Source organism: Propioniferax innocua (genome assembly GCF_006716235.1).
Lineage (GTDB): Bacteria > Actinomycetota > Actinomycetes > Propionibacteriales > Propionibacteriaceae > Propioniferax > Propioniferax innocua.
Window position 1 is genome coordinate 683,518 of record NZ_VFOR01000002.1, and the last position, 15,026, is coordinate 698,543.

At 66.4% G+C, this 15,026-nt stretch carries 14 protein-coding genes and 1 tRNA gene; 7 read left to right on the forward strand and 8 right to left on the reverse strand.

All coding sequences use genetic code 11. The features are described 5' to 3' along the window. Nucleotides 1–101 precede the first annotated feature (101 nt). Together hpt and tilS are read right to left on the reverse strand one after the other, a co-directional pair. Nucleotides 102–653 (reverse strand): hypoxanthine phosphoribosyltransferase, encoded by a 552-nt coding sequence (gene hpt, locus FB460_RS09915; protein WP_142093973.1) that lies wholly within the window; start codon nucleotides 651–653, stop codon nucleotides 102–104. A 5-nt stretch (nucleotides 654–658) separates the two neighbouring features. Further along, nucleotides 659–1,618, reverse strand: coding sequence for a tRNA lysidine(34) synthetase TilS (tilS, locus tag FB460_RS09920; protein ID WP_142093974.1), 960 nt, complete (start codon nucleotides 1,616–1,618; stop codon nucleotides 659–661). 85 nt (nucleotides 1,619–1,703) lie between these two features. Here tilS and FB460_RS09925 point away from each other — a divergent pair, with 85 nt between their 5' ends. Continuing rightward, on the forward strand, nucleotides 1,704–2,282 hold the full coding sequence (locus FB460_RS09925) for a GNAT family N-acetyltransferase (RefSeq protein ID WP_211345938.1): 579 nt from the start codon (nucleotides 1,704–1,706) through the stop codon (nucleotides 2,280–2,282). On the opposite strand, the gene FB460_RS09930 is transcribed toward FB460_RS09925, so the two are convergent. From FB460_RS09930 to dacB, 4 genes are all read right to left on the reverse strand, one after another. After that, on the reverse strand, nucleotides 2,269–2,943 hold the full coding sequence (locus FB460_RS09930; protein ID WP_142093976.1) for a copper homeostasis protein CutC: 675 nt from the start codon (nucleotides 2,941–2,943) through the stop codon (nucleotides 2,269–2,271). The genes FB460_RS09925 and FB460_RS09930 overlap by 14 nt on opposite strands. After that, nucleotides 2,940–3,944, reverse strand: a complete 1,005-nt coding sequence (locus tag FB460_RS09935) for a zinc-dependent metalloprotease (RefSeq protein ID WP_142093977.1) — start codon at nucleotides 3,942–3,944, stop codon at nucleotides 2,940–2,942. Before FB460_RS09935 ends, FB460_RS09930 begins: the two co-directional genes overlap by 4 nt. A 67-nt stretch (nucleotides 3,945–4,011) precedes the next feature. Beyond that, a complete protein-coding gene (locus FB460_RS09940; RefSeq protein WP_142093978.1) occupies nucleotides 4,012–4,383 on the reverse strand; it encodes a DUF4913 domain-containing protein in 372 nt (123 codons plus the stop codon). Beyond that, the gene (gene dacB / locus FB460_RS09945; protein ID WP_170210041.1) at nucleotides 4,383–5,786 is read right to left on the reverse strand and encodes a D-alanyl-D-alanine carboxypeptidase/D-alanyl-D-alanine endopeptidase; all 1,404 of its coding nucleotides are present in this window, start codon (nucleotides 5,784–5,786) and stop codon (nucleotides 4,383–4,385) included. Before dacB ends, FB460_RS09940 begins: the two co-directional genes overlap by 1 nt. Nucleotides 5,787–5,899: 113 nt before the next feature. Here dacB and FB460_RS09950 point away from each other — a divergent pair, with 113 nt between their 5' ends. From FB460_RS09950 to FB460_RS09975, 6 genes are all read left to right on the forward strand, one after another. Continuing rightward, entirely contained in the window at nucleotides 5,900–6,469 is a 570-nt protein-coding gene (locus tag FB460_RS09950; protein ID WP_425466986.1) for an inorganic diphosphatase, read from the forward strand. Between the two features lies 1 nt (nucleotide 6,470). After that, nucleotides 6,471–7,460, forward strand: a complete 990-nt coding sequence (locus FB460_RS09955; protein ID WP_142093980.1) for a TRM11 family SAM-dependent methyltransferase — start codon at nucleotides 6,471–6,473, stop codon at nucleotides 7,458–7,460. A 112-nt stretch (nucleotides 7,461–7,572) separates the two neighbouring features. Further along, nucleotides 7,573–8,316, forward strand: coding sequence for a DUF6920 family protein (locus tag FB460_RS09960; RefSeq protein WP_142093981.1), 744 nt, complete (start codon nucleotides 7,573–7,575; stop codon nucleotides 8,314–8,316). 42 nt (nucleotides 8,317–8,358) lie between these two features. Continuing rightward, the gene (locus FB460_RS09965; RefSeq protein ID WP_142093982.1) at nucleotides 8,359–8,841 is read left to right on the forward strand and encodes a SixA phosphatase family protein; all 483 of its coding nucleotides are present in this window, start codon (nucleotides 8,359–8,361) and stop codon (nucleotides 8,839–8,841) included. 1 nt (nucleotide 8,842) lies between these two features. Next, nucleotides 8,843–12,232: a PPi-type phosphoenolpyruvate carboxykinase family protein gene (locus FB460_RS09970; RefSeq protein WP_142093983.1), complete on the forward strand. Its 3,390-nt coding sequence runs from the start codon at nucleotides 8,843–8,845 to the stop codon at nucleotides 12,230–12,232. A gap of 144 nt (nucleotides 12,233–12,376) precedes the next feature. After that, a tRNA-Thr gene (locus FB460_RS09975) sits at nucleotides 12,377–12,452 on the forward strand. A 391-nt stretch (nucleotides 12,453–12,843) separates the two neighbouring features. Here the strand turns inward: FB460_RS09975 and FB460_RS09980 are convergent. Both FB460_RS09980 and FB460_RS09985 read right to left on the reverse strand, forming a co-directional pair. Next, nucleotides 12,844–13,614, reverse strand: coding sequence for a trypsin-like serine peptidase (locus FB460_RS09980; RefSeq protein ID WP_211345939.1), 771 nt, complete (start codon nucleotides 13,612–13,614; stop codon nucleotides 12,844–12,846). A 418-nt stretch (nucleotides 13,615–14,032) separates the two neighbouring features. After that, nucleotides 14,033–14,710 carry a response regulator gene (locus FB460_RS09985; protein ID WP_211345940.1) on the reverse strand — a complete coding sequence of 226 codons (678 nt, stop codon included), beginning with the start codon at nucleotides 14,708–14,710 and terminating at the stop codon, nucleotides 14,033–14,035. Nucleotides 14,711–15,026 lie beyond the last annotated feature (316 nt).

The window sequence follows — 15,026 nt, forward strand, 5'->3', positions numbered from 1 at the left end:
GCGCCCCGATGCTACCCGAGGGGCCAAGCCATGTCAGGGACCGTGTCGCAGACGACCCCGAGGCCTCAGAAATCCCTGTGATCCCGAGAATGCACGCGGCTTCAGGAGTACACGTGCGGGGCGAGCGTCCCCACATCACGCAGATTCCGGTACTTCCCGGCGAAATCCAGGCCGTAGCCGACGACGAACTCGTTGGGGATGTCGAACCCCACGTACTTGACCTCGACGTCGTTGTTCGCAGCGTCGGGCTTGCGGAACATCGTCATCACCTCGAGGCTCGCCGGCTCACGCGAGAGCAGGTTGGAGATGAGGTAGCTCAGCGTCAGACCGGTGTCGATGATGTCCTCGACCACGAGCACGTGACGATCGTGGATATCGGTGTTGAGGTCCTTCAGGATGCGCACCACACCCGAGGACTGCGTCCCCGATCCGTAGGAGGAGATCGCCATCCAGTCATTCTCCACGTGAGACGTCATGTGACGGGAAAGATCGGCCATCACCATCACCGCGCCGTTGAGGACGCCGATCATCAGAACGTTCTTGTCCTTGTAGACCTCGTCCAGCTCTACGGCCATCTCGGCGAGGCGGGCTTGGATCTGGGCGTCGGTGTAGAGAACGTGCGTCAGGTCATCTGCGATGTGTGAAGCATCCACGCAACTCAGTCTCGCATGACGACCAATCGCCCGCCACGTCTCCCCACCCGCAGCCCCGGAACCTCGACCGAATGTTGACCACGCCAGTGCGTGACCAGCCGCATGACCGCATGGACGTGGTCATGCCCGGGCTCGGCGGCTCCGTGGACGATGAGCCAGCGACGCAGGACGCGGGTGGCGATCGGCGTCGGGGCGTCGAGGACGGTGACGGGCAGTTCATCGGGAATGTCGCCGAGGTGCCGCTCGGCCAGTTCGTCGAGAAGGTCCGCGTCATCGCGTGCCTGTCGTGCGGTACGGGCCAGGGCTTCGGCGACGCCGGGGCCGAGGTGGTCCTCGAGCACCGGCAGCACGTCGTGGCGGACGCGGACGCGCGTGTAGGCCGGGTCGTCGTTGTGGGGGTCGTGCCATGGGGTGAGGCCCCATTCGGTGCAGGCCCGCTCGGTGTCGGTGCGTCGCAGGCCCAGCAGTGGTCGGAGGAGGCGTCCGCCGCCGGGCAGGGAACGCTCCGGTGGGATGCCCGCCAGGGACCGTGTTCCCGATCCGCGGGCCAGCCCCAGCAGCACCTGTTCGGCCTGATCGTCCAAGGTGTGGCCGAGCAAAAGCGTTCCCGCGGGAACGTCCCCGGAGGCGGCGGTCGCATCGTCGAAGGCTCGGTAGCGGGCTTCCCGTGCCGATGCCTCGGGGCCCGAGTCGGTTGTCGGGTCGACATGGACGCTGCGGATCTCTACCGGCAGGCCCCGGGGTTGCATCTGTTCCCGGACGCGAACGGCGACGTCGGCGGTCTCGGGCTGCAGACCGTGGTCGATCACCAGAGCGCGTGCCTCGAGGCCCAGGTGCGCCACCGCTGCGGCCAGCGCCAACGAATCGGGACCACCCGAACAGCCGACCACGACCGGAGCATCCGGCACGGCACGCACGGCCTGCACCACGGCCAACGCATGCTCGCCGAGCGCTCGTTTCGCCATCGCCCCTCCTCTTGGCATCTTCCGGCATTCCGCCACACACCGAATCACCAGCAGCATGTCACGGATGCACGAGTAGATTTCGCGCATGGAGATTCCAACGTTGGTCGGCGAGTTCGTGCACCTCGTGCCGCTGGCTCTCGATCACCACGACGGTTTGGTCGACGCGGCCGGTGATGGTGAACTGTGGGAGCACTGGTGGACATCGGTCCCCGAGCCCGGTGGCATGCGTGCCGAGATCGAGCGTCGTCTTGCCCTGGCCGACGAGAACGCGATGATGCCGTTCACGCAGATGTCACCGACCGGTGAGGTGTTGGGCATGACGGCGTTCTACGACTTCGACGACGCGGTACCGCGTCGGGAGATCGGATACACGTGGTTGCGCGCCGGAACGCATGGCACAGGGGTGAACGTGGAAGCGAAGAAACTTCTGCTGAGCCACGCCTTCGACGAAGCGGGCTGTGAATGTGTTGGTTTCCGCACCCAGTGGGTGAACCATCGCTCTCGGCAGGCCCTCGACCGGCTCGGGGCCAAGTGTGACGGTGTGCTGCGCTCCCATCAGCGTCATCGCAACGGCGTGTTGCGGGACACGGTGATGTACTCGATCCTGCGTCACGAATGGCCGACGGTCCACGCGTTGTTGGAACACCGCCTCAGCCAGCGATGAGTTCGCGCCAGGCGGTGACGTTCGCGTCGTCGACGGGTTGATCGAAGGATGCGTCGCGGCGTGCCGGTGAGCCGATGTGGAACGCAGTGACGCCAGCGGCGAGCAGCGCCGGGACGTGATCAGCGCGTAGGCCACCGCCGGCCATGGTGCGTACGGCGATGGTCTCGTCGGCGCGGGCGGCCTGCAGCAACGCATCGAGCCCGTCCCCCACTCCGGTGCGGCAGCCTGCGGTGAGCACCTGGTCGATGGCGGCGAACCCGGCGATGGCGCGCCATGCGGCGTCCCGGTCGGCGACCTCGTCGATGGCCCGGTGGAAGGTGACCGGCAGTTCGGCGGCCTCCACGAGCGTCTCGACGGTGGCGGTGTCCACCATCTGACCAGTCAGGAATCCGAGCACGACGCCTGCCGCGCCCGCGTCGCGGAACTGCCGCGCCAGCACGGCCAGCGCGTCGATGTCCTCGGCGACGCCGAATCCCGGACGCAGACGCAGCATGGGCCGCACGGGAAGGTCGGTGGCGGCGCAGGTCTCTTCGACGAGGCGCGGGTCGGGTGCCAGACCACCGTGGTCCATGGTGCCGACGAGTTCGATGCGGTCGGCGCCACCGGCTTCGGCGCGCACGGCGTCGTCGGAGCCCAGGGCGATGACCTCCAGCAGGCTCATGTGTTCCTCTCGATCCATTGGTCGGGGGCGGCGATCTCGGTGCGTGTCGGGAGGGCGTCGGGCCCTGCCCACACACGGTTGAGCCCCTCGACGCCGACCTCGGCGATCACGTCACGACAGAATCTCGCACCGTCTCGATACTGTGCGAGTTTGACGTCCAGCCCCAGCAGTCGCCCGATCACTCGGTCGCGCAGGGTGCCACGGCGTCGGGCCTCGAAACGTCGCCGGATACGGCCGAGCCCGGGCACCACTCCGGGACCGACGCGGTCCATCATGACATCGGCGTGCCCTTCGAGGAGCGACATCACCGCCGTGACCCGATCCATGCTCGCAGCGGCCCGGGGGTTGGAGCCGATCACATCGGCGGTCGACGCCTTCTCACCCCGGATCATCGAGCCGATGGTGCGCATCATGACCGCCCAGTCCGGCTCCACGTGCTCCAGCAACTCCCGGGCGGCCACCGTGATGTGCTCGGTGAGCCACGGCGCGGCGTTGAACTGCAGCCGGTGGGTCTCCTCGTGCAGACACACCCACAGATGGAACGGGTCGGCCGGCACCTCCATCTTGCGCTGCGCCATGAGCACGTTGGGCGCCACCAACACCAGCCGCTGGGCCCACGGATCGAACTGACCCAGCACGCGTCCGGCGAGCAGACCCAGCAGTGCCCCGGTCTCGGCACCGGCCGCCACCGCCCGACCACGCCCTCCTCCGGGCTGACCGAACAGACCGCCGAAGGACTCACAGGAAGCGCGGACCCAGCCCGGGCGGTCGAGGACGATCGTCGTGGAATCTGGTGCCAGGGGCAGTTGCGCGGTCTCGGCGGCGATGGACCGCGCACGTTCGGCGGCGTCGGCCAGACCGGCCTCGAGCGCGCTCACCTCGGCACGCGTGGCCTTCGGTGGACGCGGGGCCGTCCGCGCCCCGACGCGAGCGGCCACGTCCCAGTCGATCGGCCCCCGAAGACCCCTCTCGGCCGGCTTGGCACGACCCACTCCACTCATGGCCACAACCTAACGTCCATGACCCGATACAGGCCCACCAGTCCGCCGCAATGCCAGACGCTCGGGCTCAGCCCCCGATGGCCCGCTTCGGAGATGCCGAACCACCGTCGGGGAACATCCCCGGCGGCGGTGCTGTGTACGGCAGGGGTTCACCGGCCGCCGAACGGTGGACGCTCCCGGCGAACGGCCCATCCGCGGCCATGAGCATCCCCAGGTGGTAGTCCGCGTGGTCGCGGAGCCATACCGACATCCCGCCGGGATCGTCCTGGGCGGCCTCCCACGAATGCCACAGGGCCTCGAGGCGCAGCACGGCCTCGGGATGACGCCACCATTCGGCGTCCCAGAACCGTCCGTGCTCCGAACCGATCGGCCGGGTGAACGTGGCGCACACGAATTCCCGGACGAAAGCGTCGACAGAACCGTAGCGGGGTCCAACCATCAGGAGCACCCACAGTCGGCGAGTGCGGACGTGACCCGGTCGAGATAGACGCGAGCGCCGTAGTCCGCCTCGGGCGCGCCGTTGACGATGAAGGCGAACACCAGGATCGCGCCGTCCTTGTCACGCATGTATCCGGCGAGGGATGACACCCCTGTGAGCGTTCCGGTCTTGCCGCGCACCACACCACGGCCGGGCGCAGTGCCGTCCTCCACATACCGGTCGAGGAGGGTGCCCTCGGCCCCGGCCACCGGCAGTCCGGTCAGCACCGCTCGCAGATCGGGCTCCTCCTCGGCCGACGCCAGCCCGATCGCACCAGCCAGCGTCGATGCGGCCACGCGGTTCTCCCGTGACAGCCCGGAGCCGTCGTCGACGACCATGCCATCGACCCACAGACCCCGGTCCTCCAAAACCTTGCGCTGCTTCTGTCGAGCCGAATCGAGGGAGCCGTCGCCACCGTCGACACGGCCCACGTGCCGGAACAGGATCTCGGTGGTGTCGTTGTCGGAGAAGGCCAGAGCACTCTCGACGATCGTGGACAGCGGCGGCGATTCCACACGCGCGCGGTCGACGGCGGCATCCCCCTCGGGAGCATCACCCCGGCTGATCCCCGTCACCTCGATGCCACGGGCCTTGAGCGCATCGGCGAAGACACGACCCGCGGCATCGGCGGGCTGTGCCTCACGCGGCCCCACCGGGTTGGGCGAGAGCCGACCGCGATCGACCCACAGGCCCTCGCTGGGGGTCACGTAGTCGCGGTAGACGTCGGGCCAGGCCGGGTTCCACGGGTCGCCGGCGAAGATCGTGGCGTCGACGCCGAGGGAGACGCGCGGAGCACCTTCGGCCCTGAGGGATTCGGCCGTCTGGTCTGCCAGGGCGTCGAGATCGGCACGCGAGAGCGTCGGATCCCCACCACCGACGAGCCACAGCACACCCGAATCGGCCGCATCGCCACGCACCTCGGTGGTGAACTGATGCTGCGGGCCATAGGAGTCCAGAACGGCCAGGGAGGTGAGCACCTTCATCGTCGACGCCGGGATGCCGCCGCTCGTGGGCTCGGATTCATGGAGCACCTTGCCGGACTCGGCGTCGATCACCTGACCGAACACACGGCCCGGGGCGGGGCCGACGCCTTCGATACGTCTGGTGACCGTGTCGGCGTCGGTGCCGGGCTCGGCGGTGGCGGGCCCGACCACATGGGCCGGCGCAGGGGCGACATCCATCGCGGGCGGAGGGGCATCGAAGATCCGCGGATCCACCGTGTCAGGGGCCGACGGGCGCGCTCCCACCTTCTCCATCACCGCACTGGCGGCCGACCCGATCACCCCTGTGACAGCGAAGATCACGACCGCGATGACCGCCATGGTCGCGCAGGCCACGCCGAACCGGCCGCGAATGTGCTTCATTTCACTCCTGATCGTTCCGACTGACGGCGCCTCGGGACACCAGACCAGTGGGCGAAGCGGTACCATCGCGGGCACAAACAATCGCCGCACACCAAACTACAGGGAGACCCCGGGTGACTGACGAATACGTGCCCCCCACCGGCAAGGATGCTGCTGACGCCGCGAAGAGCCTGCGGTTCGACGTGACGGTTGAGATCCCCAAGGGCACCAGAAACAAGTACGAGCTCGATCATGCGACCGGCCGCATCCGGCTGGACCGCACGCTGTTCACCTCGACCCAGTACCCGTACGACTACGGGTTCATCGAGGGCACGCTCGGCCAGGACGGCGACCCGCTGGACGCCTTGGTGCTCATCCCCGATCCCACCTTCCCCGGCTGCCTCATCGAGTGCCGCGCGATCGGCATGTTCCGCATGACCGACGAGGCCGGCGGCGACGACAAGGTCGTCTGCGTCCCGACCGATGATCACCGCCGCGATCATCTTCAGGACATCGAGGACATCCCGACGCACTCGATCCTCGAGATCGAGCACTTCTTCACCGTCTACAAGGACCTCGAGCCCGGCAAGTCGGTCGAAGGCGCCATCTGGGTGGGTCTGGAGGAGTCCGAGAAGGAGATCAAGGAGTCCTTCGAGCGCGCCAAGGGCACGCCCTTCGAGCACAAGCACGTCAACCTCTACTGAGGTGGAACTCCTTGCTCTCACAGCGCCGGCCGCGAACCGTGTGTACGCGGCCGGCGCTGGCGTCCTCACCTCCGCCGAACTGGAGATCCTCAGTGGCGTCCCGGTGGAGCCGGTGCACATCGCCGGCGTCGAATATCTCGCCTTCGACGCCGACTCCACGCCCGAACTCCGCGCCGCACTGGCGCGCCATTCGGCGTTTCTGGCGCTGTTCGCCCGCCACGACGGTCTGCTCGACCCCCTCGAGGTGCCGGCGCACGGGTTGTTCGACGACGACCTGGTGACGATCCCCAAGTACTCGGGCAAGACCAACGAACAGTTCACACGCCTGCTGCTGAACGTCACCCTCGCCGCGGTGGAAAGCCCCACTGGGCGACGCTGGACCGTGCTGGATCCGATGTGCGGACGCGGCACGACACTCGCCCATGCGCTGATCGGTGGACACGATGCGGCGGGCGTCGAGATCGACACCAAATCGGTGGAGGCCATGGCCGCGTTCTGGCGCACCTGGCTTCGCCGCAAACGGCTCAAGCACACCGCCGATGTCTCCCCCGTTCGCCGGGAGGGCAAGTCGATCGGGAAACGCTTCGACGTGGAGGTCCGCCCCTCGAAGGACGCCGCCGCGTCACACCTGACCGTGTTCACCGGTGACACCCGCCAGTCGGCGAAACTCTACGGAAAGCGCCGCTTCGAGGCGATCGTGACCGACGCCCCCTACGGCGTGATCCATGGTTCACAGGGCCGCGGCCGCAAACAACGCACCGCTGCCGACCTGCTCACCGAGTCCGTGCCGGTGTGGGGCTCCCAACTCGCCCCCGGTGGCTCGCTGGGCATCTCCTGGAACACGCTCGGCATGCCCCGCGAAGATCTCGTCGCCGCGCTCACCGACGCCGGACTCCACGTGCACGACGACGGCCCCTGGCGTCGCCTGGCCCACCGCGTCGACTCCTCCATCCACCGCGACGTGGTGGTGGGCACCCGTCCGGCCGACTGATCCACAGAAACGCCCGTCACCTCGCAGGCACTCCGACAGGGCCAGATCCCCGGCCCGACCCCCGTGTACGCCCCCTGACCATCGCCTTGATGTACGCCGATAGGGTGTCCGCATGATCGCTGGCGTGCCCGTGCTGTTGCGTCCGGATTGGGAGAAACTCGTCCCCTCCGACGACCCGGAGCAGGTCATGCCCACCCCCGATGGGCTCCCGAAGGCCGCACGCCGATGGATCAGCGCATCGGTCGATCCCAACACCCCACACTGGCAGTCGGTGCAGATGGTCACCCGCGGTGAACTGCGCTACGGCGACTGGCACGAGTTCCTCGCCCGCGAGATCGTCAACGTCGACAAGGGCTTCATCTGGGCCGGCCTGAGCACCAAGGGCGTCCCCCTGCGGATCGTCGACCAATACACCGAAGGTGTCGGCAACCTGCGACTGCGCCTCGCCGGCGTGGTACCCATCCGTTGGCAGGACCCCGATCAGCTCTCCGAGAGCGCTGCGGGCCGTTTCGCCCTGGAGTCCCTGCTCCTGCCCACCGGATGGGACCGATGGACCTTCACCGAGGGCTCCACCGAGAACGAATTCACCGTGACGATCCCCGTCGGTGACCGGAGTTTCGACATCACCGTGACCACCGATGAAGACGGCCACCTGCTGACCGCATCCATGCTCCGATTCGGATGGCCCGAGGAGAAGGGCCCCGGCGTCGAGGCGCCGTTCGGCGTCCGGGCCGAATCATGGAGTCGTTGGAACGGCATCCTGATCCCCGAGAAATACACCGCCTCGTGGTGGTTCGGCAGCGCCGGAGAGCGCGAACTGCTGCGGGCGTCCGTGTCCCTGGCGACCTTCGCCTGAATCGAGCCGCCCGTCCGGGGCGTCGCGAGAGGAGAACGATCCATGCCGACCCTCTGGTTGCTCCGACATGCCAAAGCCGCGAATTTCACCCCCGGCCGTGGGGATGCCGAACGTCCCCTGACCGAACGCGGCCGCACCCAGGCCGACACCATCGGCCGCCTTCTGGCCCGGCAGGAACCCATCGAACACGTCCTGTGTTCCACCGCCACCCGCACCCGTGAGACCCTCGAAGGGTTGGGCCTGGATGCTCCGGTGGAGTTCTGTGAGAACATCTACCAGGCCGGTTCGGACGCCATCGTCCATCTGATCGGCGAGGTCGACCCCGCGGTGCAGACGCTTCTCGTGGTGGGGCACGCTCCCGGTGTTCCCGCCCTCGCCCAAGACCTGGCACGCGAAGGATCCGACCCCGACGCCATGGCCCGACTCGAGGCCGGCTACCCCACCGCAACCCTCACCCGCGTCGATGTGGATTCCTGGGATCGACTCCAGGACACCCGCGTCACCCACGTACATCTGGCAGGTTGACATGAACATGAACCTCTCCGACGCCATCGATCTCCGCCTCGGTCTACTGGGCCTGCCCGGCGTTCAAGCCAAGGCCTCCTCCGAGGATTCCGAGCTCATCCGACCCCTGCTTGCACGCCAACGGGAACTCTCCCGGAGGCTCAAGGACCGGCACTGCGCCACCGATACGCGAATCCAGACCTTCCTGGACTCCTACCTCCGTGACGAGGAGGCATCCCCGTCGCTGCCCCGCAAGACATTCATCCTCGACATGCCGGGGCTGGCCCGTGCACTGAGTCTCCCGTGCGACGGCGACGAGTTCCACTCGGCCCGTATCGCCTCCTACCGTCTGGCGAACGGCGTGCTGCACAACCCGGTCAACGACCGACGCACCACCGCAGGTGTGTTCCACATCGCCGAAGGTGGACTGCCGATCCAGGACGACAAGATCGCGATCCCCCGTTCGGCGTTCGCGCGACTCCTGGAGCTCGCGTTCCAGCCACCCGAGGACGACCTGGTGCTGCCATGGACGGCCAATCAGGCCGAGCCGACGCAGTGCTTCACCTCATTGCTGCTGCGCCCGTTGGTGGTTCCCGCCGTGCCGGGATTCACCCGCGAACGCACGATGGAAGTTCGGTTCTTCGCCCCCGGCGCCCTGGTGGCGAACCTCGACTTCGTCGAAGGGATCTTCGGCAACGGCGGCGACCCCCACCTGCCGGAGAATGACGCCTCCCTCGACCCGGAGGGCTGGACCGGAACCACCGGCGCAGTGATTCTCGCCCCGCATCTGACGACGGTCACCAAGAAGTCACTGGGCCTGCCCCACGTGAACGACGCCACCGAACGCCAGCGTCGCGATGGCATGTGCTGGGAACACGAGGACGACCTCTACAACGACGGCAAGGCCTTCAAGATCTGTGCCCGGGACGAGAACGGCGTCATCGTCACGGTGATCGCCGACAACTACTTCGGGTACTGCAAGAAGGAGGTCAAGACGCAGATCTCCTACTCGGCCAACCTCTTCGGGCTCGCCGAGGAGGAGCACGCCGGTGGTGCTTTGTCCTTCCCCGCCTACAACCTCGGCCAGGACTGGTTCGACAAATACACGCCACAGGACCGCAGCGTCGAGCAGATCGTGGCGCGCAATCCCGAGCTGTTCGCGATGGAGCCCGAGGGGCACGCAAAACATGTCGGACGTGACGATCTGGTGATCGTCCCCGGCCAGGCCACCTACTCCATGCGTACCCAGACCGTGCGATGGACCGACGCCCACGGCCAGGAGCAGACGATCCCGCTGCGTACGGGCGTCACGCACATGACCCCCGACGGTTATCGGATCCATGCCAAACCCCGCGACGCCGACCCCACACAGTGGCACCTGGTGGGCATATCACCCATCTCGACGCAGGCGCACAAACCGGCGACGGTCTCCGGCGGCGGCAAGAGCGAGATCAGCAAGCGTCTGCTGGATGCCTTCGTGTTCGGCAACGCCTACACACCGGACTTCGAGAAGGACATGGCGCAGGTTGCGCAGATCCTCGAGCACGACTTCTCGACACGGTTCGCCGACCCTTCGCACACCGATGACCGGACGCTGCTCTCACCGGACCGTTCGCTCGGTTCGGTGATCAAGCTGCTCACCCCGCGGGAGGAGTACTCCGCGGAATACAACGAGTGGCTGGCCACCATCCCTCCCCACATCAGCGAGCTGGTGTTCACCGTCAAGCGCTACTACCAGCCCGAATGGGGCGATGACTGGCAGAGCCACTTCACCGTGGGCGTCATCAACGGGCGTCAGGGCAATTCGCTGCGTCTCGACGGCGACAAGATCATGGTGAACATGCTGCGCGTCGGTTTCGACGCCGACGGCGGCTGGCGTCTGTTCAGCCTGCGTCCGGACTTCTCCCCCGCCGCGAAGGTGCAGACCGAGGACGACATCACCGCTTCGGTCGTTGCGCCACCACTCGGCGAGGTGGACGACCCGGTCTCGGACAAGTACGTCGAGAACTGCGAGCAACTGTTGTTCCAGCGTCCCGACGACGCGATCCACCGCGGCTATGACCGCCAGACCGAACACGACATGGCGCAGGACGGCACGTTCATCTCGAACTTCCAACCGTTGACGCGCGCCGAGGCCCGCGAGATCGTCGCCGACGCCCCGGGGCTCAGCCAGTTCACCCCGCCCATGCGGGACCGGATCGTGGAGTTCGCCAACGGCAGCGACCATGACCAGCCGACGTACCTCGCGGTCTCGTCCGAGCCTCGGATCATCGACGGCAAGCGCACCCGTAACCCGCGCTACCTACAGCCTCGCCCCGATCTGACCGATCCGCAGGGCACCGATCTGGCATATCTGGCGATGCATCTGCAGCGTGAGCTGCCGGTGGGTGAACCACTGCGTCAGCAGGTGGATGTGGTGGCGGCCGGCCGTCGCAACAACCCCGCGGAAGAAGGGGTGCCGCCGCTGTGCGCGTACAACCCGCTGCATTACATGGAGCTGCCGGAGTTGTTCATGGAGTACATCAGTTCCATGACCGGCAAGTCACCGTCCACCACCGGCGCGGGCAGCGAAGGGGCTCTCACCAAGAAGCCGTTCAACGCCCTGCCGACGGTCATCGACCTCAACGCGGCATTGCTCAGCTACGCCCTCACCGACACCGACGGGTGGCTCTCCTCCGCCGGCGTGATCGGCCCGCACGTACGCGTCGACCATGACATCTCGCTGTTGGTGCCCGAACTGTTCAGTCGCATGAAGCCGACCGAGCGGGACGCGCAGGCGTTGATCGAACACGGTTTCCTCGACAAGCTCGAGGACTTCGAGCACGACGGCCGCACGATCGAGGCCAGCCGTCTCGGCTACCGCATGAACGAACGGTTCGCGTCCACATTCTTCGGACGTATCTTCCTGCGTCCCGACAAGGTGTTCACCAGCGAGATGCTCAAGCCTGAGCTGCAGGATCCAGATGTGTTCGCCGAGAGTGTGGACGTCATCGTCGCCACACATCAGCATGTCGCGGAGTCGTACTTCACCGACGGCACGATCGCGCTGGCCGCGCCGCCGCTGCGGGCCCTGTTGGAGATCATGGCCCGTGGCACATCCCAGGAAGGGTGGACGCTGCACTCACCGGAGTTCCGGGCATCATTCGAGCGTCGGGCGATCCTGGGGTCCGACTGGTACGCGCAGCGGCTGACCTCCCGCCAGACCGCCGATGTGCAGCATCTGCGCCGAGGAATCGACGATCTGGAACCGTTCGTGCGAAGCGAGGCCAACGTCAACCCGGTGGAGCGGTTGGGCCTGGCAGAGCGTCTCGACGCCCTTCAGTCTGCACTCGCCGACGTGCAGTCGCCCGCCTATCTCAAGGCCCTGAACGGCACTCTCGGGCGTCAGGTGCATTTCCGCTGGAGCGAGTGACGTCCCGCGCCGACTCGGGCAGCCACCTGCGGCTGCCAGGGTCTGCGTGAGGCGGCTTCGGCCGGATTTGGCCCTTCCACACGGTGCGTGGCTATACTCGACCGGTGCGCTTGGCGTGATTCTCGAACGTCTCGCGGCGCGCAGGCCACCCTAGCTCAGTTGGTAGAGCAACGCTCTCGTAAAGCGTAGGTCACGGGTTCGAGTCCCGTGGGTGGCTCCACGTTTCAGCCCTCAGCCACGGGGCGTGCGCCCTTCATGTGGGCCTCTGCGATTTCATTCCCCACTTCGAGGCCGCTGCCCGAGCCTGTCGCGAAGCGCGTCCTCCCGAATGGGAAAAGAAACATCCAATGTCGCAAGGACCTCCTCCGCTTTCACCGAGGGAACCCCCAACAACCGTTCGATGAATTCAAGGGCCTCGTCCTTGCTGAGGTCTTCACCACTCACGTTTGGTCGGCCCTGTCCTCCCGGTGTTTTCCACGGGTCAGGCATCGGCGCCGGTGCGGCCTGCTCCTGACGCTGTTCCGTGAAGTGCTCCAGGGACCGCCCCGCGTCAACCGAAGCCGACCGGGCCGCCCGCTGAGGACGACCCGGCCGCTCACCATCGTGCTGGCTCATTCAACCCCGTAGGTGCTCGCTTCGTTGTACACATCATGGGCGACCTCACCCCAGTAAGGGCCGTACATGATCTCCTTGCCGGTGTAGCCGTAGCTGTTCACCGAGTTCTGCACATCTCCGCCATCGATGAACCACGGACCACCCGACGATCCACCGGTCATGTCACAGGGAATCCCCTGTGTGGTGCCCGGACGCACCGGGTCATCGGACGCCGTGCCCTCGCAGGACTGCAGGGTCTGTCCGTCGAAGGGCGCAGCTGCAGGGTACCCGTAGGACTTGTAGGAGTGTCCACGAGGAGCGTTGAACTCCCAGCCGGTCGCGCCGGCCACATCGGCCAAGGTCTGGCCCTCGTCATTGGTGGCCATGACGGCGAAGCCCACGTCGTACGTGATGTCGCCCTCATCGGCCCAGTCCGCGCTGGTGAACAGCTTCTCCGCGGACCACTTGCCCATCGGCGCATCGCCGTTGTCGTACGCCGGGACGAAGATCCAGTTCTCGGCGAATTCGCCGGGGCCCTCGTTCAAGCAGTGCCCCGCGGTGGAGACCACCGAATGGTTCTCGGAAGAGATCGAGTTACCGGAGCAGACGAAGTCGCTTCCGCCGATGGTGAAGAACACCTTCCCGATCGTGGGCTGCGGTGTCTCGGGCGTGGCACGCGGCCCCACCTTCGGGGTCTGCGCGGGGCCGCTGGTGGGCTCACCGATCTCCACGCCCGAGCTGCCGGTCTTTCCTTCGACCAATTCCAGGGGCGACTTGGCATTCTCCATGCGCTCAGCCGTCCAGTACTCTTCGACATCAACAGTTTCAACGGCTTCAGCAGAAACAACATTGGGCTCTTCCGCAAATGCAGCAGGAGCACCGAACGCCCCAAATCCGCACACGGCCAAGGCAATAGCCGACAGCCCGAACAGCTTTCTTTCCACAGGGACTCCTAAGTTCTATTTCTGAGGGTGTTATCCAGAAGGCGCACCTTCCGCATTGATCAGAACATCACGGGAACACCCCGTCAATGCTCGACGGAAAAGCGTTAACGAAGGTGAGCGCGAGGCAGAAAGAGTCTGAACGAACGTCCACTTGCCCCGGCTGCCTGTACGTGAAAACCTCCTGGCGGCCCCGTCTGCCGGGCCAGCCGCCGGCCACCATCGCCCCCTGTGCCCCTGCCTGCGCCATGCATCGAGAGCGGCATCACCGTGGCCGGGGAAGGCGATAGGGGTCCACGAGCCTCAGCCGGATCGCGCGCATCAGGATTCCGGTACGAGACCCCTCTCCCAGCTTTGCCCCCAACGCGTGCAGGTACTGCTTGACCGAACCTTCCGCCAGATACATCTGGCGGGCGATCTCCTGATTCGTCATGCCGTGGGCCAGCCACCCCAGGAGTTCTCGCTCACGACAGGTCACCCCGAGGCTCCTCCCGTCCTCGACATCCGGTGGTTCGTCTTCGAGCAAACGTGTGACCAGGCACTGACGCACACTCGCCGAAAGGGGCATCTCACCCCGCAGTGCCTGCCGAAGGCCCTGCAGGACCGCTTCCCCATCCGCCCCCTTCTCCAAGTACCCCGCTGCACCGACGCGAAGGGCGGCAACGATCAGGTCATCACTGACGAAGGACGTCATCACGATCACACACGCTTCCGGATGATCATCCTTGATCCGCCGTGTCGCCTCGACGCCGCTGATGCCGGGCATCTGAAGATCCATCAGCACCAGGTCGGGCTCATGGGCGGCATAGGCCGCCACCCCTTCCTCACCATTGCAGGCCGAGGCCACGATCTCCCACTCGGGCTGGCCAGCGAAGAAGTTCTCGAAGAACGCTCGTACGACAACGTCATCGTCGACGAGCAACACCCGATGTGCATCCACCATGCGCCCAGAGGTTAGCGGTTCGGCCACGAGCACAGCCAAGGGCCTCCACCTCGCGCACAAAAGATACCTTTCGTTAGTAGAGCCACAGAATTCTTTGGGGCACCCTAGAAGTCGCGGAATTCAACGCGACGAAGAAGAAATCCAGGAGGCCTCCATGAAAAAGATCGCAGCACTTTCCCTGATGGCGGTATTGACTTTGGGAGCCGCCCCACGGCCGCAGCCAGTGAGGCGGCCGGACACGACGAACCGGTCCGCGCGACATGGCTGTGCTACTTGGTCGATTGGGCCTGCCACGTCTGACCCCGACGCCGGAACG